Source organism: Erwinia sp. GW821-FHT03D09, from assembly GCF_059420805.1.
The window spans coordinates 1-24,022 of record NZ_JBWKUK010000001.1 but is presented as its reverse complement, the minus strand read 5'-3'; the positions used below and the strand labels follow the sequence as shown (position 1 = coordinate 24,022).

Annotated in this window: 26 protein-coding genes and 6 pseudogenes; 15 read left to right on the top strand and 17 right to left on the bottom strand. The window is 53.7% G+C overall.

Annotated features, from left to right (window positions below; all coding sequences use genetic code 11):
• Positions 1–4: 4 nt before the first annotated feature.
• Positions 5–682: a gamma-glutamylcyclotransferase gene (locus tag AC07U6_RS00160; protein WP_494762545.1), complete on the bottom strand. Its 678-nt coding sequence runs from the start codon at positions 680–682 to the stop codon at positions 5–7.
• Between the two features lie 905 nt (positions 683–1,587).
• Between AC07U6_RS00160 and AC07U6_RS00155 the strand changes: the two are divergent.
• Together AC07U6_RS00155 and AC07U6_RS00150 are read left to right on the top strand one after the other, a co-directional pair.
• Positions 1,588–1,858 (top strand): annotated as a pseudogene (locus tag AC07U6_RS00155) (PfkB family carbohydrate kinase); the annotation flags it as partial.
• Positions 1,859–1,883: 25 nt separating this feature from the next.
• A pseudogene (locus AC07U6_RS00150) lies at positions 1,884–2,426 on the top strand (substrate-binding domain-containing protein); the annotation flags it as partial.
• 135 nt (positions 2,427–2,561) lie between these two features.
• On the opposite strand, the gene chaB reads toward AC07U6_RS00150, so the two are convergent.
• Positions 2,562–2,792: a putative cation transport regulator ChaB gene (gene chaB, locus AC07U6_RS00145; protein WP_494762544.1), complete on the bottom strand. Its 231-nt coding sequence runs from the start codon at positions 2,790–2,792 to the stop codon at positions 2,562–2,564.
• Between the two features lie 397 nt (positions 2,793–3,189).
• On the opposite strand from chaB, the gene chaA reads away from it, so the two are divergent.
• Entirely contained in the window at positions 3,190–4,281 is a 1,092-nt protein-coding gene (chaA, locus tag AC07U6_RS00140; RefSeq protein ID WP_494762543.1) for a sodium-potassium/proton antiporter ChaA, read from the top strand.
• A 39-nt stretch (positions 4,282–4,320) separates the two neighbouring features.
• On the opposite strand, the gene AC07U6_RS00135 is transcribed toward chaA, so the two are convergent.
• From AC07U6_RS00135 to hemA, 7 genes are all read right to left on the bottom strand, one after another.
• Positions 4,321–4,749, bottom strand: a complete 429-nt coding sequence (locus AC07U6_RS00135; RefSeq protein WP_494762542.1) for an META domain-containing protein — start codon at positions 4,747–4,749, stop codon at positions 4,321–4,323.
• 103 nt (positions 4,750–4,852) lie between these two features.
• The gene (kdsA, locus tag AC07U6_RS00130) at positions 4,853–5,707 is read right to left on the bottom strand and encodes a 3-deoxy-8-phosphooctulonate synthase (RefSeq protein WP_105594357.1); all 855 of its coding nucleotides are present in this window, start codon (positions 5,705–5,707) and stop codon (positions 4,853–4,855) included.
• Positions 5,708–5,750: 43 nt separating this feature from the next.
• Positions 5,751–6,560, bottom strand: a complete 810-nt coding sequence (sirB1, locus tag AC07U6_RS00125) for an invasion regulator SirB1 (protein WP_494762541.1) — start codon at positions 6,558–6,560, stop codon at positions 5,751–5,753.
• A complete protein-coding gene (locus AC07U6_RS00120; RefSeq protein WP_105594355.1) occupies positions 6,557–6,955 on the bottom strand; it encodes a SirB2 family protein in 399 nt (132 codons plus the stop codon). The genes sirB1 and AC07U6_RS00120 overlap by 4 nt, the downstream gene beginning before the upstream one ends.
• Positions 6,956–6,964: 9 nt before the next feature.
• Positions 6,965–7,801, bottom strand: a complete 837-nt coding sequence (prmC, locus tag AC07U6_RS00115; RefSeq protein ID WP_494762540.1) for a peptide chain release factor N(5)-glutamine methyltransferase — start codon at positions 7,799–7,801, stop codon at positions 6,965–6,967.
• On the bottom strand, positions 7,801–8,883 hold the full coding sequence (gene prfA, locus AC07U6_RS00110; protein ID WP_494762539.1) for a peptide chain release factor 1: 1,083 nt from the start codon (positions 8,881–8,883) through the stop codon (positions 7,801–7,803). Before prfA ends, prmC begins: the two co-directional genes overlap by 1 nt.
• A 37-nt stretch (positions 8,884–8,920) precedes the next feature.
• Positions 8,921–10,177: a glutamyl-tRNA reductase gene (gene hemA / locus AC07U6_RS00105; protein WP_494762538.1), complete on the bottom strand. Its 1,257-nt coding sequence runs from the start codon at positions 10,175–10,177 to the stop codon at positions 8,921–8,923.
• A gap of 226 nt (positions 10,178–10,403) precedes the next feature.
• Between hemA and lolB the strand changes: the two genes are divergently transcribed.
• From lolB to prs, 3 genes are all read left to right on the top strand, one after another.
• Positions 10,404–11,030, top strand: a complete 627-nt coding sequence (gene lolB, locus AC07U6_RS00100) for a lipoprotein insertase outer membrane protein LolB (protein WP_494762537.1) — start codon at positions 10,404–10,406, stop codon at positions 11,028–11,030.
• Positions 11,027–11,890 (top strand): 4-(cytidine 5'-diphospho)-2-C-methyl-D-erythritol kinase, encoded by an 864-nt coding sequence (gene ispE, locus AC07U6_RS00095; RefSeq protein WP_494762536.1) that lies wholly within the window; start codon positions 11,027–11,029, stop codon positions 11,888–11,890. Before lolB ends, ispE begins: the two co-directional genes overlap by 4 nt.
• A 127-nt stretch (positions 11,891–12,017) precedes the next feature.
• Entirely contained in the window at positions 12,018–12,965 is a 948-nt protein-coding gene (prs, locus tag AC07U6_RS00090; RefSeq protein ID WP_105594349.1) for a ribose-phosphate diphosphokinase, read from the top strand.
• 462 nt (positions 12,966–13,427) lie between these two features.
• Here prs and AC07U6_RS00085 read toward each other — a convergent pair whose 3' ends face one another.
• Complete coding sequence (locus AC07U6_RS00085; protein WP_494762535.1) at positions 13,428–13,706, bottom strand: LysR substrate-binding domain-containing protein; 279 nt, start codon at positions 13,704–13,706, stop codon at positions 13,428–13,430.
• A complete protein-coding gene (locus AC07U6_RS00080; protein WP_494762534.1) occupies positions 13,688–14,014 on the bottom strand; it encodes a LysR substrate-binding domain-containing protein in 327 nt (108 codons plus the stop codon). Before AC07U6_RS00080 ends, AC07U6_RS00085 begins: the two co-directional genes overlap by 19 nt.
• Before the next feature lie 62 nt (positions 14,015–14,076).
• Between AC07U6_RS00080 and AC07U6_RS00075 the strand changes: the two genes are divergently transcribed.
• Positions 14,077–14,361: a CPBP family glutamic-type intramembrane protease gene (locus AC07U6_RS00075; protein WP_494762533.1), complete on the top strand. Its 285-nt coding sequence runs from the start codon at positions 14,077–14,079 to the stop codon at positions 14,359–14,361.
• A gap of 81 nt (positions 14,362–14,442) precedes the next feature.
• Here AC07U6_RS00075 and AC07U6_RS00070 read toward each other — a convergent pair whose 3' ends face one another.
• Positions 14,443–15,111: an isochorismatase family protein gene (locus AC07U6_RS00070; RefSeq protein ID WP_494762532.1), complete on the bottom strand. Its 669-nt coding sequence runs from the start codon at positions 15,109–15,111 to the stop codon at positions 14,443–14,445.
• Between the two features lie 199 nt (positions 15,112–15,310).
• On the opposite strand from AC07U6_RS00070, the gene AC07U6_RS00065 reads away from it, so the two are divergent.
• The 4 genes and pseudogenes from AC07U6_RS00065 to AC07U6_RS00050 all read left to right on the top strand — a co-directional run.
• Positions 15,311–15,457 (top strand): helix-turn-helix domain-containing protein, encoded by a 147-nt coding sequence (locus AC07U6_RS00065; RefSeq protein ID WP_494762531.1) that lies wholly within the window; start codon positions 15,311–15,313, stop codon positions 15,455–15,457.
• Positions 15,458–15,503: 46 nt separating this feature from the next.
• A pseudogene (locus AC07U6_RS00060) lies at positions 15,504–15,953 on the top strand (IS6 family transposase); the annotation flags it as partial.
• 114 nt (positions 15,954–16,067) lie between these two features.
• Positions 16,068–16,256 (top strand): hypothetical protein, encoded by a 189-nt coding sequence (locus tag AC07U6_RS00055; RefSeq protein WP_494762530.1) that lies wholly within the window; start codon positions 16,068–16,070, stop codon positions 16,254–16,256.
• An 8-nt stretch (positions 16,257–16,264) separates the two neighbouring features.
• Positions 16,265–17,322 (top strand): annotated as a pseudogene (locus AC07U6_RS00050) (IS91 family transposase); the annotation flags it as partial.
• Between the two features lie 80 nt (positions 17,323–17,402).
• On the opposite strand, the gene ychH reads toward AC07U6_RS00050, so the two are convergent.
• Positions 17,403–17,678 carry a stress-induced protein YchH gene (ychH, locus tag AC07U6_RS00045; RefSeq protein WP_105594345.1) on the bottom strand — a complete coding sequence of 92 codons (276 nt, stop codon included), beginning with the start codon at positions 17,676–17,678 and terminating at the stop codon, positions 17,403–17,405.
• A gap of 271 nt (positions 17,679–17,949) precedes the next feature.
• Between ychH and pth the strand changes: the two genes are divergently transcribed.
• Positions 17,950–18,537, top strand: a complete 588-nt coding sequence (pth, locus tag AC07U6_RS00040; RefSeq protein WP_494762529.1) for an aminoacyl-tRNA hydrolase — start codon at positions 17,950–17,952, stop codon at positions 18,535–18,537.
• Positions 18,538–18,579: 42 nt separating this feature from the next.
• Here pth and AC07U6_RS00035 read toward each other — a convergent pair whose 3' ends face one another.
• Both AC07U6_RS00035 and AC07U6_RS00030 read right to left on the bottom strand, forming a co-directional pair.
• Positions 18,580–18,744 (bottom strand): sulfate permease, encoded by a 165-nt coding sequence (locus tag AC07U6_RS00035; RefSeq protein ID WP_494762528.1) that lies wholly within the window; start codon positions 18,742–18,744, stop codon positions 18,580–18,582.
• A gap of 8 nt (positions 18,745–18,752) precedes the next feature.
• Positions 18,753–19,235: pseudogene (locus AC07U6_RS00030) on the bottom strand (SulP family inorganic anion transporter); the annotation flags it as partial.
• A 366-nt stretch (positions 19,236–19,601) separates the two neighbouring features.
• Here AC07U6_RS00030 and ychF point away from each other — a divergent pair.
• From ychF to AC07U6_RS00015, 3 genes and pseudogenes are all read left to right on the top strand, one after another.
• Positions 19,602–20,693 (top strand): redox-regulated ATPase YchF, encoded by a 1,092-nt coding sequence (gene ychF / locus AC07U6_RS00025; RefSeq protein WP_105594342.1) that lies wholly within the window; start codon positions 19,602–19,604, stop codon positions 20,691–20,693.
• Between the two features lie 214 nt (positions 20,694–20,907).
• Positions 20,908–22,082, top strand: a pseudogene (locus tag AC07U6_RS00020) (tyrosine-type recombinase/integrase).
• Positions 22,083–22,276: 194 nt separating this feature from the next.
• Positions 22,277–22,894, top strand: a complete 618-nt coding sequence (locus AC07U6_RS00015; protein WP_494762527.1) for a Fic/DOC family protein — start codon at positions 22,277–22,279, stop codon at positions 22,892–22,894.
• On the opposite strand, the gene AC07U6_RS00010 is transcribed toward AC07U6_RS00015, so the two are convergent.
• Positions 22,891–23,061, bottom strand: coding sequence for a hypothetical protein (locus AC07U6_RS00010; protein WP_494762526.1), 171 nt, complete (start codon positions 23,059–23,061; stop codon positions 22,891–22,893). The two genes, AC07U6_RS00015 and AC07U6_RS00010, sit on opposite strands and share 4 nt — an antisense overlap.
• 115 nt (positions 23,062–23,176) lie before the next feature.
• Positions 23,177–24,022, bottom strand: an 846-nt coding sequence (locus tag AC07U6_RS00005; RefSeq protein ID WP_494764777.1) for an IS3 family transposase, incomplete at its 5' end; no start/stop codon positions are given.

Sequence of the window (24,022 nt, the reverse complement as noted above, 5' to 3'; positions counted from 1 at the left end):
GGGGCTATCCCGCCAGTCCACTGTGGCACTGCTGGAGTTCACGCACCGTGCGTGCCAGGTCGGTCAGGCAGTCATCGTTGATGCCACGCTGGTTAAGCTCCTTTTCCAGTGAAAACAGATACTGCGCATTTGTCCCCAGTGGGCCGGTGGCTTTAGCAATCAGCGGCGCAATGGTCTGCGGGCAGGAGTCGGTTTCATACAGCGGATGGCGCGGGTCCATTATGAATACCAGCGCGGTGACTTTTCTGCCATCGTCCAGCGCCAGTTCACACCAGGTCGGCAGATAGCAGCCGGTGATCATTTCACGCTTCCACAGCAGCTCCAGCTCTTCGTGCAGCTTTGCCTCCGGCAGGCAAAAAGCCAGGCCGGTGGTTTCACCGCCTTCTTTCAGCGCCAGCATACGTCCGGGCTGGCTGGCCGTTCCCCGTCCGGCAGTAAGGCGCAGGCAAAACGCGCGATGCCAGCCGACCAGCGTACCGGTAGCGGCTTCATCGGCTTCAAACACCGGGTTCCACATCAGCGAACCGTAGCCGAAAATCCATACCGGGCTGTGGTCAGGGCGGCATGCGAGGGTCGCCGCCAGCGAAGCAGCACGCTGCTCCGCACTCCATAACAGTGATTCCTCGATATCACCAAAAGCGGTTTTACAGTCAGCTTTTAATAAGAAATCTCGTGTTAACACTTTTACCTCCACGCCACTGCTCAAAATACACCCTGCTGATTTCGCCGTCCGCGATTTAACTATTTTTAGCTATTTTATCAAACATTATTACTGACCTTATGCATTTATTCAGCAGCTTTCAAGTTGGAGGTGGATCACAAAAGAAAAAAAATATCCGGGTGGTGACGCCAAGGTGAAATTTGATGTGCAAAACGGGGATGGCTACATTTGGAAAGTGTTGTCTTGACGGTGTCTGCCGTTTGAGATGGGTAGTGTCGTCTTCACACGCAGCATCTTCGCTGACGGGTCGCGTTCCCTGCCGCGCAGGTCCTCGCGCCGCTTCGCGGTACCCTCACTTCGGTCGTCAGCCTCACGGACCGCCGCAGACGCGTGTCCTGCGCGGCTGCGCCTTTCGCCCACGTCCGTGTGGACAAATCCTGGCGTCCTCTCTACGTTCAGCACTGCGGATAGCTCGTTCGGGATCGCGACCCGTCTGCTTTGCCCGTTTTGCGGTGCCTGAAATTTTATTGTGCGGTCATATGGTATATGGCAGCCCGTTTTTTGACTGAAAGATATCGCCTTTCAGAACGATCCCTATGATTTTTGGTTGTTTATGTTGTCAGTTCATCAGAGTTACCACTTTTATCGTTACTCACTCATTTCCCTTTCATCCTCTGGATACAGATAATTCCCAATACTGAAAACCATATCTAAGTTCTCAGCTCTACAGCGACTCATTAGTATCGAGACGGGTCCCAACACGCCAATCCTCGCAGCGACAGGCGCACAAGCACAAGCACAGCAATTGCTATTCCCACAGTCCCCCCCAACAGTCAGCAAACATTAATTAACACTTTTCTTTTTTGCCAAACCAGTTTAGCTTGCTGGCAGATTTTTACTTCAGGACAATCACAATGACGTAACGAATCTGGGTATTGGGTGATGCAGTAATTGATTTGCTACCGGGAACAGGACGATCGCCTGTTGAAATGCCCCGGCGGCGCACCGGCCAACGTCGCGGTCGGCGTCGCGCGGCTTGGCGGTAATAGCGCCTTTATCGGCTGCGTGGGCGATGACCCGTTCGGCGAATTCCTGCGGCAGACACTGCGCGGCGAAGGCGTTGATATCAGCAACATGCACCGTGAAAAAGGCCATCGCACCTCAACCGTACTGGTCAGCCTGGACCAGCACGGCGAGTGACAGTTTACCTTTATGGTGCGCCCCGCTGGTGATCACCGACGCGACAGCCCCGACGGCTACGCTGCTGGAAGCGGTGGCGCGAGAAGGGTATGAAGAAATTGACTTCTTCGGCGGTCAGCCGCGTATCTCCCCCACCCGCGATCGTCTGGCCGGTTATCAACGGGGGCTGGAACGTGCTGGCGTGACGGTGCGCCCGGAGTGGATCATGCATGGCCATTACCACTCCAGTTCCGGTTACGAGATGTTTGCCGATCTTTATGCCCGTCTGGGCCGCGTACCGCAGGCGCTGTTCTGCGCCGCCTGTGGGCTTCAGGAAGGCGTGCTGCGCTACCTCAGCCAGCACGGTCTGCTGGATACCCCGATGCATCTCTGTAGCTTTGACGATCACTATCTGTATGACGCGCTGTCGGTGCGTATTGATACGGTCGAACAGGACGAATGCCTGCTGGCGTGGAACTGCTTTGAAATGATCACTCAACTGATTGATGAACAGCCCCCGGAGACAACTCAGCGCTGGCTACCTGCACGGCTGAAGTGGCGTCGAGCGAAGAATCCAGAAATTTAACCGGGTAATACGCCCTTTCGGGCGTAAAGTCGTGTCCGCTTGAAAAACAAAAGCTCAACTTGTCCGGGTGAGCGACATTATTCTGGCATCAGCGAAACCTCGCTTCGCCTTCAGTCAGCGCGTTGCATTCTGACATCAGCGCGTCTTGTGCCACTTATCATCGTCGCCTTTATGGTACTGGTGCTTCACTGCGGCCCAGGCCACTTTGTGGGCGACCTCCTCACGTGAATCATCGCCACGGCGATCGTCGCTATTTTTATACTGTTCCCAGGCACTGTTAAATGCTTCTTTATAGATGTCCTGGGCATGTGCAGGCAATACGTGTTTAATGGCATCAGGCAGCGCCTGGCGGGAATCGTAGGGCATTGTTGACCTCCTGAATGAGCATAAATCAATCACCGTTAAGCCTGGCGCACAGACGCTTTTTTACCACTTTCTTTTTTACAAGCCTGGATTGAATTTCTCATTACCGAGTGCATTATCCTAACATAAAACCCATTATGAGCGGTTAATTCCACTCAATCATTAGATAATAAAAAATAAACATCCCGATATTTCATCGAGATAAAAAGCTAATCATAAAAAATGAAGGCTTCAGACTTAATTCACCTAAAGTCCGTAAAATCGCGTAAATATTTACCGCCACGTTAAAAAAAAAGATTACACTTTCGCCACTTGTCACTGATACTTCAGTCACGACTTTATGAGGCCCCCCGATTTCGTCGGTTTTGAGCCAGCAGATTTCGATAAGGAGCGTTAGCCTATGAGTGCCCACGAGAGCAGTAAAACCCGCCACACCGAGTACTCCCTGATCTTCCCCCTGGCCGCACTGCTGATACTGTGGTTCTGGGGAAATACCACTTCGCTACCTGTCGTGGTAGGTATAAATTTGCTGGCGCTGGTGGCTATTCTCAGCAGCGCCTTTAGCGTAGTGCGTCATGCCGACGTGCTGGCACACCGCCTTGGCGAACCCTATGGCTCTCTTATTCTCAGCCTCTCCGTCGTTATTCTTGAGGTCAGCCTGATCTCCGCATTAATGGCCACCGGCGATGCCGCCCCGGCGCTGATGCGCGACACGCTGTTCTCGATCATTATGATCGTCACCTGTGGCCTGGTCGGCTTTGCCCTGCTGCTCGGCGGCCGCAAATTCGCCACCCAGTACGTTAATCTGGTGGGTTTAAAACAGTACCTGATTGCTATCTTCCCGCTGGCAATTATCGTTCTGGTGCTGCCCGTAGCGTTACCGGGCGGTAACTTTAGCGTTGGGCAGGCACTGCTGGTTTCCGCCATTTCAGCTGCCATGTACTGGGTGTTTCTGCTTATCCAGACCAAAACCCATCAGAACCTGTTTGTTTACGAACATGAAGACGATGATGGCGATCCGCACCACGGTAAGCCTTCAGTCCACAGCACTGCCTGGCATACCGCGTGGCTGATTGTGCATCTGATTGCGGTCATTGCCGTAACGAAAATGAATGCTAACCCACTGGGTGAGCTGCTGACGGCGATGAATGCCCCGGAGCAGTTTACCGGCTTCCTGGTGGCGCTACTGATCCTCTCGCCTGAAGGACTGGGCGCGATTAAAGCGGTGCTGGCCAATCAGGTACAGCGCGCGATGAACCTGTTCTTTGGTTCGGTGCTGGCGACAATCTCGCTGACGGTACCTGCGGTTACGATTATCGCCTCACTCACCGGACAGAAGCTGATTTTCGGTCTGGAGTCACCGCAGATGGTGGTGATGATTTCTGCCCTGATACTGTGCCAAATCTCCTTCTCTACCGGGCGCACTAACGTGCTGAACGGTGCAGCGCATCTGGCACTGTTTGCCGCCTATTTGATGACGGTAATGCTGTAACGAAAAAAAGGCCGGATTATCCGGCCTTTACTTTATCGATCAATTCTCTTCCGCGTTTTGCTCGGCCCGGTAAACCAGCGTATGTCCGGCACCGCTTAACGTCAGGGTTTGTTGATGCAATGTAACGCTGGCCCCCGCCGTCAGCACCTGCCCCAGCAGTTGTTCCCACTGGTTAAGTTCACCGTCCCGGCACCGCATCCTGGTGGATGCCAGTTGCGGAACCGTCAGCCGATCCTGCTCCAGTTTTCCCTGACCGAAGAAGCGGTTGCACATCACGCCGCTGACTCTCAGACCCGGCGCAAAGCTGATACCCGGGCGTATCCCGGGGCGTTGCTCCACGGGTTTGCCATCAACCGCACTCAGCACGAAGTACTGATTCAGCAGCTGCTGCTCATTTAAACGGTTGCCGTCACTACTACAGCCGCTGGCGGCGAGAGTCGCGAGCATCAGCAGAATGGATTTTTTCATCATGGCTCCTTGAGTCAAATTTTCGACCCACACCCCGGCGGGTAACGAGAAGAGCAGGAAAGAAAACGGGCCTGATTTTCAGGCCCGTTGTGATTACGCTGTCTTAGTTGCTGGTATCCAGTTCAGGGAAGCTTTTGACCAGGTCATCAATCGCTTTCATCTGCACCAGGAACGGCTCCAGCTTATCCAGCGGCAGCGCCGACGGGCCGTCGCATTTGGCATTCGCCGGATCCGGATGCGCCTCAATAAACAGGCCGGCAATGCCCACCGCCATACCGGCACGGGCCAGTTCGCTAACCTGCGCGCGTCGGCCGCTGGAGGCTGCACCCATTGGGTCACGGCACTGCAGGGCGTGGGTCACGTCGAAGATCACCGGACTGCCGTTGGAAACCTGCTTCATCACGTTGAAGCCCAGCATATCGACCACCAGATTGTCGTAACCGAAGTTAGCACCACGATCGCACAGAATGACTTTATCGTTGCCGCCTTCAGCAAATTTATCCACGATGTTGCCCATCTGGCCCGGGCTGACGAACTGCGGTTTCTTGACGTTAATTACCGCGCCGGTTTTCGCCATCGCTTCCACCAGATCGGTCTGGCGGGCAAGGAAGGCCGGAAGCTGGATAACGTCAACCACGTCCGCCACCGGCTGCGCCTGGCTGGCTTCATGGACATCGGTAATGATCTTCACGCCGAAAGTTTGCTTCAGCTCCTGGAAGATTTTCATCCCTTCTTCCAGACCCGGACCGCGATAGGAGTGAATAGACGAACGGTTGGCCTTATCAAATGACGCTTTAAACACATAAGGAATACCCAGCTTCTGGGTTACGGTGACGTAATGTTCACAAATGCGCATGGCCAGATCGCGGGATTCAAGCACGTTCATGCCACCAAACAGGACGAATGGCAGATCGTTTGCTACCGGGATATCACCAATGCTAACCACTTTTTGTTTCATGTCTTCGCCTTATGTCTTAGAGGTATTCACCGCGCACGATGCATCAGTGCAGGGTTATCTGTTTCTGTTCAATGGAGTGGATTTGCAGCTTGATCATTTCACTCACCGGATCTTCCGGGCAGTGTTTCACAAAGTAAGCCAGATCGCTCAATGCCACGTGTTCACATTCCAGCTGGGCAAAAATCAGCCCGCGATCGCGAATTTCATAGGGATCTTCAGGGTCCATCTGCACCAGCACCTGGCTCACCTGCAGCGCGGTTTCCATCTGCTCTTCTTCCATCAGCGCAGCCTTTAGCGTATCGAGCATTTTGCGCAGCACGGCCAGCGGCTCGGCTTCCTGCAAATCATCATCGTACAACTTGGCAATCGGGCCGATATTGCCTTTCAGCCACACTTCGAGGGTATGTTCATCCAGCGTGTCGCCATTGAAGGGATTGATTAACCAGATATCTTCATCAATCCACTCGGCGCGCAGGATCAACTGCGTAGGGAAAATAACCGGGCACAGCGGCAGCTCAAGCTGGCGGGCAATATGCAGGAACACAATACCCAGCGACACTGCCGTTCCCTGACGGGTAGTGAGTACATTATCCAGCCACAGAGAATCAGAGAGGCGATAGATACCGCCCGCGCCGCCAAATCCCCACTGGTGCCAGAAAAGCTCAATCAGCTTCTCCAGCTGTAAATCGGCTTCAAGCTGCGGCGAAATAGTCGCACGCGCTTCGGCTACCAGCGCCGACAACTGCTTTCTGACGTTTTCAGCCGGAAAGTCGCTGCGAATAGCCAGCGATGCCGCGATAACCGCTTCACTCAGCGGGGCGGCAGTAAAATCAAAATCAGCTAAGGACGTCATACAAACCCCAACAGTGGCATTTTAGTTGTGGCTAACCGGACAATCGCATAAACCGCGACCAGGGCCACAATGAACGCTATCCAGCGCACTTTCTGCGCACGCGGACGTCGTCCGAGGGCAATAAAGCCCAGTGCAATATAGATAATAACGCCAAACAGCTTCTCAGTCAGCCAGCTGCCCTGTGGCGAGAACGGGTAAAAGTGGGTAATCGTGACCAGCAGCACACCGGACAGCAGCAGCAGCGTGTCATTGATGTGCGGCACAATACGAACCCAGCGACGCTGCAGCATGGCAGACTGACGCTGTAACCACCAGAAACGTAAAACAAACATCAGCACGGTAATGCAAACCGTCAGCAGATGGAAATGTTTTAGCGGAAGATACCATGTAGCCATGTTGACTCCTTACTCAGCCAGTTTCTGTCCAAAGGTCACGCGATCGTTACCGCCGTAATCCTGACAGGTTTCTACTGCGGTAAAGTTGTTATCGCGCAATATCTGGTGAACCTCCTGTGCCTGCTGCCAGCCATGTTCAAGCAGCAGCCAGCCTTCGGGGTGCAGATGCTGCCCGGCGGCGACGGCAATCAGTTTGATATCGGCCAGACCGCGATCGCCCGCAACCAGCGCGCTGGCCGGTTCAAAACGCACGTCGCCCTGGTTAAGGTGGCCGTCCGCGGCATCAATATAAGGAGGATTACTGACGATGATGGCAAACTGCTGCCCGGTCAGGGCCGAGAACCAGTTGCTTTGCAGGAAACGCGCATTGTTCAGCGACAGCTTTGTGGCGTTATATCGCGCGAGTTCGACGGCATCGGCAATGCGATCGACGCCGGTGACCTGACAGTCGGGCCGTTCGCTGGCAATCGCCAGTGCAATCGCCCCGGTTCCGGTGCCGAGATCCAGCACCGCACAGGCACTCTGCGGCAAGCGCGCCAGCGCCTGCTCAACCAACACTTCACTGTCCGGACGCGGGATCAGCGTATGGGGAGAGACGCGCAGCGGCAGCGACCAGAATTCACGCTCACCGATGAGATAGGCCACCGGTTCGCCTGCCGCACGACGCGTCAGCAGGGCATCGAGCCGCGCCAGCTGGTCGGCATCCAGTTCGCTATCGTCGAAGGCGATCAGCCAGCTGCGTGACTTGCCGATTACCCAACCCAGCAGAATTTCCGCATCACGCTTTGGGCTGTCGCTGCCTGCCAGGCGGGTAATGGCCTCACGCAGCCAGGATCGGATCTGCATCAGTCCTGCCCGGCAAGGGCTGCCAGCTGATCGGCCTGATATTCCTGCACGATAGGCTCGATCAGCGAATCCAGTTTACCTTCCATCGCCTCATCCAGGCGGTAGATAGTCAGGTTGATTCGGTGATCGGTAACGCGCCCCTGCGGGAAGTTATAGGTACGGTTACGGTCGGAACGATCGCCGCTGCCCAACAGGTTGCGGCGCGTGGAGGACTCTGCCTGCTGGCGGCGGGCCATTTCAGCGGCGCGGATACGCGAACCCAGTACGCCCAGCGCTTTGGCTTTGTTTTTGTGCTGCGAACGTTCGTCCTGACACTCCACCACAATGCCGGTTGGCAGGTGGGTAATACGGATGGCGGAGTCGGTGGTGTTAACGTGCTGGCCGCCCGCGCCGGAAGAACGGAAGGTATCGATTTTCAAATCCGACGGATTGATATCCGGCAGTTCGGCTTCCGGCAGCTCCGGCATCACCGCCACGGTACAGGCGGAGGTGTGAATGCGGCCCTGGGATTCGGTTTCCGGCACGCGCTGCACGCGATGACCGCCGGATTCAAACTTCAGGCGACCGTAGGCACCCTCACCGACTACTTTGGCGATCACTTCTTTAAAGCCACCGTGCTCGCCTTCGTTGGCGCTCATGATTTCCACTTTCCAGCGACGCGCTTCGGCATAGCGGCTGTACATGCGGAACAAATCGCCGGCGAAGATCGCCGCTTCGTCACCGCCGGTGCCGGCGCGCACTTCCAGATAGCAGTTGCGTTCATCATCGGGATCTTTCGGCAGCAGCAGCACCTGCAGCTGCTGTTCCAGCGCCTCGCTGGCTTCGCGCGCTTCTTTTAATTCTTCCTGCGCCATATCGCGCATTTCCGCATCGTCGAGCATCATCTCGGCGGTTTCGATATCTTCCTGGATCTGCTGCCACCGGCGGAAACACTGGCTGACATCGGTCAGCTGAGCATATTCCCGTGACAGTGCACGGAAACGTTCCTGATCGGCAATCACACCGGCATCACCCAGCATCGCCTCGACTTCTTCGTGACGTTCCTGTAATGCTTCCAGTTTGGCAACAATAGAAGGCTTCATTCGTGTAGTTTTACCTTGTTAATAGAGGCTTGAAACGCTATTCCAGCCCGAGGCTGTCGCGTAAAATTTGCAGACGTTCGCCATCGCCATCGCGTGCGGCCTGCTGAAGAGATTTGGTTGGGGCATGGATCAGACGGTTGGTCAGCTTGTGAGCAAGATCGCGGATCACATCTTCCGCATTACCGCCATTTTGCAGTGCGGCCAGCGCGCGCGCTTCGAGTTCACTACGAACCTGATCGGCCTGAGAACGGTATTCGCGAATGGTTTCCACCGCGCCCTGCGCGCGCAGCCAGGACATAAATTCGCTGCTTTCCTGCACCACGATGGTTTCTGCCTGCACCGCCGCCGCTTTGCGCTGCGCGAGGTTGCTTTCGATGATCGCCTGCAGATCGTCCACGCTGTACAGATAGGCGTTAGGTAATTTACCGACTTCCGGCTCAACGTCGCGCGGTACGGCAATATCCACCAGCAGCATCGGCTGGTTACGCCGCTGTTTCAGCGCCCGCTCAACCATCCCTTTACCAATAATCGGCAGCGGGCTGGCGGTAGAACTGATAATAATGTCGGCTTCGGCGAGGCGAGAATCGATGTCCGGCAGGCTAATCACTTCAGCACCCACCTCATCGGCCAGCACCTGAGCGCGTTCGCGGGTACGGTTGGCAATCATCAGTTTACTGACCTTGTGTTCACGCAGATGGCGGGCCGCCAGTTCAATCGTTTCGCCCGCGCCGACCAGCAGTACGGTCACCGTGGAGAGCGACTCGAAAATCTGCCGCGCCAGGCTACAGGCAGCGAACGCCACCGAAACGGCGCTGGCACCGATTTCGGTTTCGGTACGCACGCGTTTCGCCACCGAGAACGATTTCTGGAACATGCGCTCCAGTTCGCTGGAAAGAGAATGGCCGCGCTGGGAATCGGCAAAGGCTTTTTTCACCTGCCCGAGGATTTGCGGTTCGCCCAGCACCAGAGAATCCAGGCCGCTGGCCACGCGCATCAAATGGCTGACCGCGCCATCATCATGATGCCAGTAGAGGCTTTTATGCAGGTCTTCCGGGCTTAACTGGTGGTAATCACACAGCCATTTGGTCAGCTGCTCTTGTAAATTCTCCTGCTGTTCTACACTGAGATAGATTTCAGTGCGGTTGCAGGTGGAAAGCACCACGCCACCCTGCACGAGCGGCTGCGCCAGCAGGCTGTTTAAAGCCTGATCGAGCGTATCCGGCGCGAACGTAACACGTTCACGCAGCGCAACAGGAGCGGTTTTGTGATTAATGCCGAGAGCCAGTAACGTCATGGTGCCAGATTGGGTATATCCCACAGTTGATAGGGTTTTCTGAAGCGCATTCTACAAGATGCGCGGGATCAATAAAAGTCGTGCGTGGCCTATCCCTGCAACAAGATTTACCTGTTGTAGCGCAAATCAGACAATTTGAGCGTTGACGCCGCCCGGCAAGCTGGTTAGCGTGAGCGGTTGATTGCGGCAAGTATGTCCGAATTACGTCCGAGGAGTTGACCTGATAATGTTATTGTCGAATCGCCGTCTGATGCGGCTTATTCCCCTCGCCAGCGTGCTGCTGGCGGCCTGTAGCATCACGCCAGAGCCACAGACTCCCGGCCAGAGCCCGACCTCACCGCAGTGGCGCGACCACCAGCAGGCGGTGGAAAAAATTACTCAGTATCAAACTCGCGGTGCCTTTGCTTTCCTTTCCGACCAGCAAAAAGTCTATGCCCGCTTTAACTGGCAGCAAACCGCCCCGGACCGCTACCGCCTGCTGCTGACCAATCCGCTTGGCAGTACCGAGCTGCAGCTCGACCAGCAGGGCCAGGTGGCGCAAATCGTGGATAATAAAGGCAAACGCTATGTCAGCCGCGACGCCGCGCAGATAATCTCACAGCTGACCGGCATGACTATTCCGCTGGATAATTTACGTCAGTGGATTCTTGGCCTGCCGGGTGACGCCACTGACTACTCGCTGGATGACCAGTACCGCCTGCGCGAGCTGAACTACAGCCAGGACGGCAAAACATGGCATGTGACCTATCAAGGTTACGACAGCAAACAGAGCCCGACGCTGCCGTCAAACCTTGAACTGCAGGAAGGCAGCCAGCGCATCAAGTTAAAAATGGATAGCTGGACCGTTAAATGATCGAACAGTGGCCCTCACCGGCGAAACTTAATTTATTTCTCTACATTACCGGCCGTCGTGAAGACGGCTACCACAATCTGCAAACGCTGTTCCAGTTTCTGGACTATGGTGACACGCTGACCATTACCGCCGACAGCAGCGGTGAACTAAAATTGTTAACGCCGGTTGCCGGCGTGCCGGATGAACAGAACCTGATTGTTCGCGCCGCCCGGCTGCTGCGCGAGAAGGCAGCAGCGCGCGGCACCCTGCCCGCCAATGCCGGAGCCAGCCTGGCGATAGATAAACGCCTGCCGATGGGCGGCGGCCTGGGCGGCGGTTCGTCTAACGCGGCCACGGTACTGGTTGCCCTGAATTATCAGTGGCAGACCGGTTTTAGCTTTGAGGAGCTGGCGGCGCTGGGCCTTAGCCTCGGTGCCGACGTACCGGTGTTCGTGCAGGGTTTTGCGGCCTATGCGGAAGGCGTGGGTGAAAAGCTAACGCCCGTCTCCCCGGCGGAAAAATGGTATCTGGTCATGCACCCCGGCGTCAGCGTGGCGACCCCGGCGGTGTTCAACGATCCGTTACTGACCAGAGATACGCCATATCGGCAAATCAATGAGCTGTTGGAGGCCGATTTCCGCAATGATTGTGAGGCCGTCGTCAGAAAACGTTTCCGCGAGGTTGAACAGCTCGTTTCCTGGCTGCTAGAATATGCGCCGTCGCGCCTGACTGGAACGGGTGCTTGTGTGTTTGCTGAATTTGACACCGAGTCCGTCGCACGCCAGGTGCTTGAGCTGGCCCCGAAAGAATTGCAGGGATTCGTAGCGCGAGGCGCAAACGTTTCGCCGCTTCACCGCATTCTTTCAGAGCATTCAAGCTGAAGTGACAGCGTCACCATGATCCGGACGCTGCACCAGGCTCATTTAACACCCGCATGAAATCGTCAGTGGTCTTGCGCCAACCCTGACTTAATTTCATTCTCTCGACGCAAAGCCTGAGGTTCTTCTCGTGCCTGATATGAAGCTTTTTGCTGGTAACGCCACCCCGGAACTAGCACAACGTATTGCTAACCGCCTTTACACCAGCCTGGGCGACGCCGCCGTCGGTCGTTTCAGTGATGGTGAAGTGAGCGTACAGATTAATGAAAATGTACGCGGTGGTGATATTTTCATCATCCAGTCCACCTGTGCCCCAACCAACGATAACCTGATGGAACTGGTTGTGATGGTTGACGCCCTGCGTCGTGCTTCCGCTGGTCGTATTACTGCGGTCATTCCGTATTTTGGCTATGCTCGTCAGGACCGCCGCGTGCGCTCTGCTCGTGTACCCATTACTGCTAAAGTGGTTGCTGATTTCCTGTCAAGCGTTGGCGTTGACCGCGTTCTGACCGTTGATCTGCACGCCGAGCAGATTCAGGGCTTCTTCGACGTTCCGGTTGATAACGTTTTCGGTAGCCCGATCCTGCTGGAGGATATGATGCAGATTGGCCTGGAGAATCCGATTGTGGTTTCCCCCGACATTGGCGGCGTGGTTCGCGCCCGTGCCATTGCCAAACTGCTGAATGATACCGATATGGCGATTATCGACAAACGCCGCCCACGTGCTAACGTGTCGCAGGTGATGCATATCATCGGTGATGTGGCTGGCCGTGACTGCGTACTGGTTGATGATATGATCGATACCGGCGGTACCCTGTGCAAAGCAGCAGAAGCGCTGAAAGAGCGTGGCGCCAAGCGCGTATTCGCCTATGCTACTCACCCTATCTTCTCCGGCAATGCGGTTGAAAATCTGCGTCATTCGGTGATTGATGAAGTAGTGGTGTGCGATACCATTCCGCTGCCTGAAGAGATCAAAGCGCTGCCAAACGTACGTACCCTGACTCTGTCAGGCATGCTGGCAGAAGCGATTCGTCGTATCAGCAACGAAGAATCAATTTCTGCGATGTTTGAGCATTAATTCTCTGACCGGGGTTATCCCGGCCGGTTTGTTTTTAGCGTTCAGGTTTATATAGCCGCTGTCTTTCGGGACAGCGGTTTTTTTGTGTGGTATCTGGCTTAATACGCTGGGTCATCCGAACCTGTGGGCCAGCCTGCGCCCTCTTTACTTATCGATGTCGCTTTTAATTAACAACCCATAAAACACCCTTCGAAGATTTGTTTTTACAACCAACACAGGGTTAAAAAGCAGACTGGCGGGGCCGGCGGATGGGCAATCCACAGCGCTGAACGCAGTAAGGAAGCCAGGATTCACCCGCAGGACGCGGGTGAAAGTCAGAGCCGGGCCATGGACGTCCCGTCTCTGACGTTCCGACCGGCTAACGCACGAAGTGAGGATACCGCGAAGCGGCGCGAGGACCAGCCCCACCGGCAGCCCCGCCAGTCAGCGCAAACACCGCAGTTCCAGAAAACACCTAAGCACCTAAGCACCGAATCGCCGATCCAACCCGAAATGCTCCGCCAGATAATCAATAAACACCCGCATCTTCGGCAATAAGTGCCGATTCCCCGGCCACAGCAGAGAAAACTGCCCTCCGGCACTGATACACTCATCCAGAGCGCATCTCAATTCCCCACTCTCCAGATACTCCTGCACCGCAAAATCAGGCACGTAAATCAGCCCGAGCCCACGCCTCACGGCCGAAATCTGCGCCTCAAGATTATTGAACACCAGCGAACCCTTTAACGGCAGCTGCCACACATCCCCCCCTCAAACTGCCAGGGCTGAAGCTGGCCGCTGGCGGAAAATCGATACATCAGGCACTCATGTTCGCTTAGATCGGCAGGTTGCAGGGGCCGACCGCGACGCGAAAAATAATCCGCGGAGGCAACCAGGCAAAAATGAAAGCCGCCTAAACGGCGCGCTTTCAACCGTGAATCGGCAAAATCCCCGCCGCGAAGAACCGCGTCATAACCCTCACTAATCACATCCACCAGACGATCGTTGAAATCAAGATCCAGCTCAATATCCGGGTACTGCGCGGTAAACCCGGGCAGCAGAGGCAACAATAGATGGTAGCCTGCCGGAAAGCTCAGCCGCAGCCGCCCGCATTCTGCTGCTGGCTTCCCTGTTGACGGGTGCGCTGTTTGTCTTAATTGAGCACCGCACGGCCTTCCCAATGCTCGATCTCAGCCTGTTCCGCTACGGCCGTTTCGTTGGCGTACAACTGTTGCCGGTCGCGACGCTTTACAATAGCAAAGCGCTGGCTGGGGTGATCACCACGACAGTGACCATTTTTGTGCTTGCGCCGCTGAATGAAGAAACGCTTTTTCGCGGCTTCATGATGAACCGTATTAAGCATGAGAGTTACCTCGTGTTTTGTATAAGGATTCAACACCCATATCAAAACCGGTAACTCTCAACTTTTCAAAGTCATGTGTCAGATCAAGTCGCGACCAATACATATCAGGAGGCGTACCTCCTATTTTTAGTTGTATTACTTATAATTTTTAAGGTCTGTTTCTGGGCCATTGTTAGCCACAGAGAAGGCTTTATCAAAGCTTTCCATTAGGCATTTGTATTCTGGACATACGTGTTCTGACAGAATTGCGCCAAACCGAGAGCCTTCTGCTCTATTCCAGGTTCTCATTAGCTCGGCGACGATGGCAAATGTATCTGTTGGTATTGCTCCTGCTTGTGCTACTCGAGCAATTGTTATATCTGTTGCCATCTTAGTCCAGTTACCTGACGCATCTACTACACAGTACACATTGTAACCTTCTTTGATCGCGCTAATTGCAGGAAATGCCATACATACGCTGGTTAGAGTGCCTGCGATGATTAGAGTTTTTCTGCCGGTTTTTTTTACCTCATCAACGAATAGTGGGTTGTCCCATGTATTGATTTGCCCAGTTCTTGGGACATATACCGCATGTGGGGCATACTTATGAACTTCCGGGATAAGGGGGCCATTGGGACCATCAGGTACCGAGGCTGTTGTGATTACCGGAATGTTTAGTAATGAAGCTACTTTTGCAATGGCTGTGACATAGTGTCGTAAATCATTTACAGGAACGTCTCTTACTGTATTGAACAGACCACTCTGATGATCTATCAATAAGATTACAGAATCATCCGGGTCAATCATTCCATTCGTAGCGGCCATTTGTACCTCTTTATTGATTAACGTAGTGATATTAAAAGGCGTGAAAACATCTATCAAGGATAGACAACACATACTGTTTTTTGTTCATGTTTTGCTGTGTTTTTAATCAAAAACCTGTTTTTTTAAGCGCACTTATCTGTTAGTACCGATGTCAAAATGACCCACATGCCAATGTAAAACTGACCCACCTGGGGTAAAAATGGCAGCTTTGGAGCTGCCGATGTTGACATTGGAGTTACGCGTGGAGATTGCAGTTCTTTTACGTCAGGGCATGTCTATTCGGGGGATCGCCCGACAGCTTTCCTGTTCAAGGCGGACCGTCCGCCGCTATGCTCTGTCACATTAAGGCGGCGTCAGGTAACGTACTGTTTTTTTTGCGATGTTACCTGCTCATGCCTCTGATCCGAAAATCCTTTAAACGTTTACATTACCCTGTCGATATTATCGCGCAATGTGTTCGCGGGTATCTGGCTTACTCCCTGAGCCTGCGTAATCTGGAGGAAATAATGGCTGAGCGCGGTATTGTCGTTGACCATTCCACGCTCCATCGCTGGGTTATCTGTCTGGTACCGTTACTGGATAAGGCATTTCGACGGCATAAACGCGCCGTGGGGTACCGCTGGCGAATGGATGAAACCTACATTAAAGTCAGAGGGCAATGGAAATATCTCTACCGCGCGGTGGATACTTCAGGCCAAACTATCGACTTCCTGCTGGCCGCTAAACGGGATAATGCAGCGGCGCTGCGCTTCTTTCGCAAAGCCATTCGTCATCACGGCGAACCCGAGGTGGTGACCATTGATAAAAGTGGTGCCAACACGGCAGCGTTGGCAACGCTGAACAGAGCGGCCTGACGGCTGCAAATTGAAAACCCCGCTGTCTGCAGGACTCTGAGTTGCCATAACCTGATTTCAATATGATGATCTGATAACATATTGTTCTCGGAGCCTTCCCCCATGATGACCCGTAAAAGTATCGATACTGTCCTCCTCTCCGTGGCCGCTGATAAGCTTTCACAGCGTGAATGGGACTGGATTAAACTGATGAAGCCTATGGACCTTCCTCCGAAAATGGTTGCCAACGCCATACTGGAGCACCGCAACGATGCTGCCGCGCTCAGCCGCTTGCAGTACGCTGGGAATTAATCTGCACCATGCTTTCTGGTTTCAGTCCCCGTCCACTCAAAAAGCTGTTCACTGCCAACCAGTGTGGACCTCCTTCCTGGATGCCGGCGGGCTGCGAGATATCGAAGTGGAAGCCGTTACAAAGATGCTCGCCTGCGGTACCCGCATCACCGGCGTGAAGGAATTTGGCTGCGATAACTTCAGCTGCACGCATGTTAAATACATCACTAATGCCTGCCACAGCCGTGCCTGTCCTTCCTGCGGTAAAAAGGCCACCGACCTGTGGATTGCTGCCCGGCTTAACCGCTTGCCGGACTGCGACTGGATACACCTGGTTTTCACCCTTCCCGATTCACTCTGGCCCCTGTTTGAAGTCAACCGCTGGCTCCTTAACAACCTCTGCCGCCTGGCTGTCGATAACCTGCTGTATGCCGTTGGCAAACGGGCGCTGGATATCGGCATTTTTTGCGCCATCCACACGTATGGTCGTCGTCTCAACTGGCATCCCCATGTCCACGTCTCCGTCACCTGTGGCGGTATCGATGCGCACAGGAAGTGGAGAAAAATCAACTTTCGTAAAGATGCCATGCGTGCCCCCCTGGATGTGGAACATCCGTCAGCTACTCCTGAGCGTCTGGTCTGAAGGCATCGCAATACCCCCTTCGCTGTCGCATATCACCACCGACTCGCAGTGGCGCGGCCTTATACTGACCGCCGGGGGCAATTACTGGCACGTCTACATGTCAAAAAAGACGGCAGGGGCAAAAACACCGTGAAATACCTGGGCCGTTACCTGAAAAAACCGCCGATAGCGAGCTCCCGGCTGGCACACTATGCCGGTGATGCCACACTGAGCTTCCGCTACCACGACCACAATACGGGTGAGCAGGCCACAGAAACGCTGACGCAGCATGAAATTGTGGCGCGGCTGAAACAGCACATCCCCGAGAAGTTCTTCCGGATGGTGCGCTATTTTGGTTTTCTGGCCAACCGGGTGTGCGGAGAAAAACTGCCGCAGGTGTATGCCGCGCTGGGGATGGATAAACCGGAGCCGGTGCCGAAGGTGTGCTATGCACAGATGAGCAAGGTATAATGCCCGCGAAGACGGGCATTAATGAAGGCCAGCGAAGCTGAATGATTTAACCGTATTGCCCATTGCGAACTTAATTAGTGCTGGCGATTACCCTGACGACAGCGTTTATCGCCGCAGTGACGCACCCAGTAGTAGCGGTCGGCAATTTTTTCCCGTCCGCTAACGCGGGCACCAACCAGCCACAGCAGCGCGCCGATGAAGATACTGAAAATCGCACCATGCACCATAAACTGCGGTAACTGCAACTGCGGCATCTGATTAAGCACCGAGTAACCCACCCCGAAAATCATCACCACTAAACCCAGCACCATCAGGGCATTGCCCATTACATGTGTATGTTTACGTTTCATTACGCACCTCCAGACGGTTGAACAGGGCAAAATCCATTGCCAGATGTCCATAGTGTAGGAAATCATTCGTGCAGCCGTTGCGGGTGCGATCACATTTACAGCTAAATCTCTGACAGTTCTTTACATCTAATCGACTGAATTTGTATAGAAAATGTATTATCACGCTGACTAACTATCTGCTGTTTGGAGAGAGCGTCCGCTGGCCTTTGAGTTATCCCTTCCGCTTCAGTAAACTACCTGCCTTAATTCGTACGCTTCAGGAAAATACACCGTGAGCAGCATCAAACTGATTGTTGGCCTTGCCAATCCCGGCGCTGAATACGCCGCTACGCGCCATAATGCCGGCGCCTGGTATGTTGATTTGCTGGCTGAACGTCACAATCAGTCGCTAAAGGAAGAAAGTAAATTTTATGGCTACACCGCGCGGTTGAATATCGGTGGTGAAGATGTTCGCCTGCTGGTGCCGACCACCTTTATGAACCTCAGCGGTAAAGCCGTGGCGGCGATGGCGACGTTTTATCGCATCGCGCCGGAAGAGATTCTGGTAGCGCACGACGAGCTGGACCTGCCGCCGGGCATGGCAAAATTCAAACAGGGCGGCGGCCACGGCGGGCACAACGGCCTGAAAGATATCATCAGCAAGCTGGGCAATAACCTGAACTTCCATCGCCTGCGCATCGGCATCGGTCATCCGGGCGATCGTAATAAAGTGGTGGGATTCGTGCTGGGTAAACCAATGGCCTCTGAACAGCCGCTGATTGATAACGCCATTGACGAGGCGGCACGCTGCACCGAAGTGTGGCTGAAGGAAGATAAGCTGAAAGCAATGAACCGCCTGCACAGCTATAAAGCGGGTTAATTGCAGCAGGTCCTGATTCGGGCCTGCTCGCGGCGTTCTCCGTCAGGCGTCGTTGCAGGCGACCTTATAATCCGGGTTGTCCAGTTCATGCGTGCAGTACGGTCCGGCTTTTTTCAGCAGGCTGATACAGTCCTCGCTGAGATGGCGCAGGCGCAGCGTTTTTCCCGCTTCCAGATAGCGCGCGGTCAGCTTGTCAATCGCCTCCACGCCGCTGGTTTCGGGAACAGCCAGACAATCAGCATCGCCAGGGCAACCAGCGCGTACATCATTGGCCCCTGCCCTTTAATCATCGGGAACTGCGCCAGCATAATCACTATCGCCAGACCGTTAACGAAGCCGTAAATCGCCGGCTGCGGCACCAGACTAATAAACTTGCCCAGCTTCAGCACGCCAATCGCCAGCTGGATTAGCCCGGCGAGAATGCTGGCCACCAGCACATACTCGTAGCCGTGCAGGGTAATCAGGCTAATCAGCACCACCACGATCGATCCGGCTGCACCGGAGATCATTCCCGGCTTTCCGCCGAAAAACGCAGTGATAATGCCCAGGATAAAGGCGGTATGCAGACCAATAGTCGGCGACAGCCCGGCTAGCAGGGAAAAGGCGGTCGCTTCCGGGATCAGCGCCACCGAGACAACGGCACCGGCCAGCACGTCGTTTTTGACGTCTCTCGCCCTGAAATTGCTCAGGTTAAACATGTTATTTCCAGTTATTTTTTACAGGCAGAAGTCCTGCACCGCGCGATTCAGGCTATCAGCGGGTATAGCCGGACTCGATCAAGCGACGAGTGAAGGCAACGGATCTGTTGCGCAGAAGGGAGCATTCTCAGGGTGGCGTAAGCAGGAAGCAATGCATCTGCGCGGTTCTCCGATAAGGGTAAAGATATGTCAGTATGGGAAATTGTGAAGGCGATCCCAAATTAAACCTGCCCGCTGCGCGACAAATCAACGCCATCGCGGCCGGTTTTACGTGTATAATGCGCGGAAACTTTTAAGACACTGTCTGTGACAACATTGAGGTATTTAACAATACCTTGATTATCAAGCTATTAAGGTGATTCAAACATGGGATTCAAATGCGGTATTGTGGGCCTGCCAAACGTCGGGAAATCCACCCTGTTCAATGCGTTAACCAAAGCGGGCATCGAAGCAGCTAACTTCCCGTTCTGCACCATTGAGCCGAATACCGGCGTAGTGCCAATGCCTGACTCACGTCTGGATCAGCTGGCCGAAATCGTTAAACCGCAGCGCATTCTGCCAACCACCATGGAATTCGTGGATATCGCGGGCCTGGTTAAAGGTGCGTCAAAAGGCGAAGGCCTGGGCAACCAGTTCCTGACTAACATCCGTGAAACCGAAGCGATTGGCCACGTGGTGCGCTGCTTTGAGAACGACAACATTATTCACGTGAATAACAAAGTCGATCCGGCGGACGATATCGAAACCATCAACACCGAGCTGGCGCTTTCTGACCTCGATACCTGCGAACGTGCCCTGCAGCGCGTGCAGAAGAAAGCCAAAGGCGGCGACAAAGACGCTAAAGCCGAACAGGCCGCGCTGGAAAAATGCCTGCCGCAGCTGGAAAAAGCCGGCATGCTGCGCGCGCTGGACCTGAGCGAAGAAGACAAAGCGGCCATCCGCTACCTGAGCTTCCTGACCCTGAAGCCAACCATGTACATCGCGAACGTCAACGAAGACGGTTTCGAGAACAACCCGTACCTGGATAAAGTGCGCGAAATCGCTGCTGCTGAAGGTTCCGTTGTGGTTCCGGTGTGCGCTGCCGTTGAGTCCGATATTGCCGAGCTGGAAGACGGCGACCGCGAAGAGTTTATGGCCGAGCTGGGTATTGAAGAGCCGGGCCTGAACCGCGTGATCCGCGCCGGTTACGCCCTGCTGAACCTGCAAACCTACTTCACCGCGGGCGTGAAGGAAGTGCGTGCCTGGACTATCCCTGTTGGTGCAACCGCGCCACAGGCCGCCGGTAAAATCCACACCGACTTCGAAAAAGGCTTTATCCGCGCTCAGACCATCGGTTTTGACGACTATATCGCCTGCAAGGGTGAGCAGGGTGCGAAAGAAGCCGGTAAGATGCGTTCAGAAGGCAAAGACTACATCGTGAAAGATGGCGATGTGATGAACTTCCTGTTTAACGTCTAAATAAAACCTGTTGCCTCATGAGGTTTCATCAAATCTCATGAAAATCAAGAAAACCTATAAAATCCATGCAATTGCGTGGATTTTTATTTTCATAATGTCTCAATATTCCTCACTACAGCTCTGTCGAAAATGAGTACAGACGTGAGTATAAAATACTTTCATCTTCTCTCAGGGTGAGTGCAATAACGGTATAATAATTATACAGGGACACGTTATGCTCACAGACACCCAGTGCCGAACCGCAAAACCCAAGGAAAAGCTTTATCGCCTCAACGACACTGACGGCCTCTATCTGGAAGTTAAGCCCAACGGTAAGAAAGCCTGGCGCTATCGTTTCAAAATCAATGGCAAGTCCAGCATGTTTGCTTTGGGTGAGTATCCGATCGTTAAACTGGTTGAAGCGCGTGAGAAGTGTAAGCATGCTCGCAAACTCGTCAGTGAAGGCATCAATCCCGCTCAGGCACGCCAGCTCGATAAGATCCGTAAAACCAATGAAGCCGCCAATACTTTTGAGGTCATCGCAAGAGAGTGGCTACAAATGAAGGATTGGGCAGAAATTACTAAAACACGCCGTCTTGATATGCTGGAGCGCGTTGTCTTCCCCGCTATTGGAAAGCTGCCTGTCAAAGAAATAACACCACACCATATTTTGAGTATTCTGCAAAACACGGCTAAGCGTGGAGCACCTACCGTTGCCGCTGAAGCCAGACGCACCATATCCTCTATTTTTGAGCTTGCTGTCGCCACACTTCGCGCAGATAGTGATCCCGTTTGGCCTGTACGCAAGGCGTTACCCGCTAACAAAACTCAGCACAAACCAGCCCTGACACCAGAGCAAATTGGTAAATTATTAAGCAGCTTTGACAACACTCGCTGTACTTATCAGGTGAATTACTGCATGTGGCTAATGTGGTGGACGCTGGCTCGCCCCGCTGAAATAGCGGAAGCCGAGTGGGCTGAATTTGATCTGGAAAAAGCGTTATGGATTATTCCAGCGGAAAGAATGAAAGCTCGCCGCGACCACACTATTCCCCTACCCCATCAGGCAGTAGAAATGCTCACCGCTCTCAAAGGAATAACCGGAACTCGCAAGCACCTGTTCCCCGGTCGCGACAATCGTCATGGCCCTATGACAACGCATTCATTAAGGCAGGCGCTTAAAACTCTGGATTGGAGCGGCACTATAGCCCTCATGCCACCCGAACCACTGGCAGCACTCGTTTAAATGAAATGGGCTACCGCGCTGACGCTATCGAAGCACAACTGGCACATGCGGATAAAAACAACGTTCGTAGGACTTATAACCACGCAACCTACCTTGATGAGCGACGTGTGATGATGCAGGATTGGGCGGATAAGTTGGATGGTTGGGTGCTAGATGTGGCTTAGTTTTGAGATTCAATAAACATGATGCATTGGTGTGTTGATATTGATAAATAACGGTTATTTTAATAAAAATGATAAAAACTACAATTTAACCTATAGTTAATTAACCAACTGATTTTACGAACATTGTTTGCCATACTCGTCTGGTGTTATAATCTATCTGTTATTCCATCCCTCTATTAACACAGGGAAATCCCATGAGCCGATACCATGTATCCAGTAGTGAAGGCCAGTATGAGAAAGACTCTGGCGAACAGGTTTTGGCTAACAAGCTGGGTATCGCTGCTTCCGATGAGATGGATGAAGCTGAACTTGTCCTGTTGGAACAACTTTACCAGTCTGTTTTTGAAGAACAGTTTCCCGAAGGACAACTCAGTGTAGCCTTGTTAAAAAACTGGCATCGCCGCTGGTTAGGTAACATCTACGAGTGGGCTGGACAGGAAAGAACGGTAAACATCAGCAAGGGCGGCTTTATGTTTGCCCCTTCAGCGCAATTGCCAAAACTACTGAACCAATTCGATGTTAAGTATCTTGCCCATTACACACCATGTAGCAGCATGGACGAAGAACAACTCATCACCGCTATCGCCATAACCCATGTCGAGCTGATACTCATCCATCCATTCAGAGAGGGAAACGGGCGTCTATCTCGACTGCTAGCCGACGTGATGGCCGTTCAGGGTGGATACAAACCGCTGGATTATCAAAGCTGGGAGCAAAACAAAACCCAGTATATCTCGGCTATCCATGCAGGTGTATCAATGGATTACGAGCCGATGAGACACTGGGTCAGAGAAGCATTGAGAAGGGATTAAACTGCAAGACGTAAATGAGCGAATTTTTTGCGCGTCGCTTCAAGGGAAGCTTCGATCTTCTCGGAGGGCTGCCCTGTTTCAACAGCCGTAGATGTTGCTACCGAGCGAACGATGTCAGCGCGAGACGGCTTAGCGTAGCTTGCCTGAGTTTTTTTGTTATTGCTCATAATTACTCCTGAAAAGCAGAATCTGGGCTGAAAGACATCGTTCAGACAGTATACCAAAACTTCTACGCAAATTCACATCATGGACTGACCCCACGACAGTAGACAAATTCTGTCCTCACGACGAGGCCTGTTCAAAGGCCTCGGGACTGACGCCGCCGAGATGACTGTGGCGCCGGGCCCGGTTATAGAAGACTTCAATGTAATCGAAGATATCGGCCCGGGCCAGCTCCCGGGTTTTGCATATTCTTTTCCTGATGCGTTCTTTTTTCAGTGAACTGAAGAACGATTCGGCTACCGCATTATCCCGGCAGTTGCCACGCCGGCTCATTCTGGGTGCCAGGTTATTGGCCCGACAGAACCGTTGCCAGTCGTCGCTGCCGTACTCGCTGCCCTGGTCTGAGTGCACGATGGCCTCGCCGTCCGGTTTTCGCCGCCAGACGGCCATCATCAGCGCGTCGGGTGCCAGTTCGCGTGAGAGAGTGGGCTTCATCGACCAGCCGACCACATGACGGGCGAAGAGATCGATAACCACCGCCAGATACAACCATCCCTGCCAGGTACGGATATAAGTAATATCGGTGACCCAGACCTGATTGGCCCGGGTAACAGTAAACTGCCGCAGCACGCGATTAGGGGCTACCACTGAAGGCCTGCCAGCGATGCGGCGCGGGACTTTATAGCCGCGTACGGCTTTGATCCGGTTCAGTTGCATGATACGGCCCACCCGGTTTTTACCGCAGGTTTCCCCGATTTCGTTCAGGTCGCCATGAACCCGCCGGTAACCGTATACACCTCCGCTCAGTGAATATGAGTCACGAATAAGCGTCAGCAAACGCGGGTTATCTTTATCACGCGCCGAGACCGGATTATGCAGCCACGCATAAAACCCGGCCCGGGCGACATTCAGTACCCGACACATCGTCATCACACCCCATACAGTGCGGTGTTCATTGATAAAGCG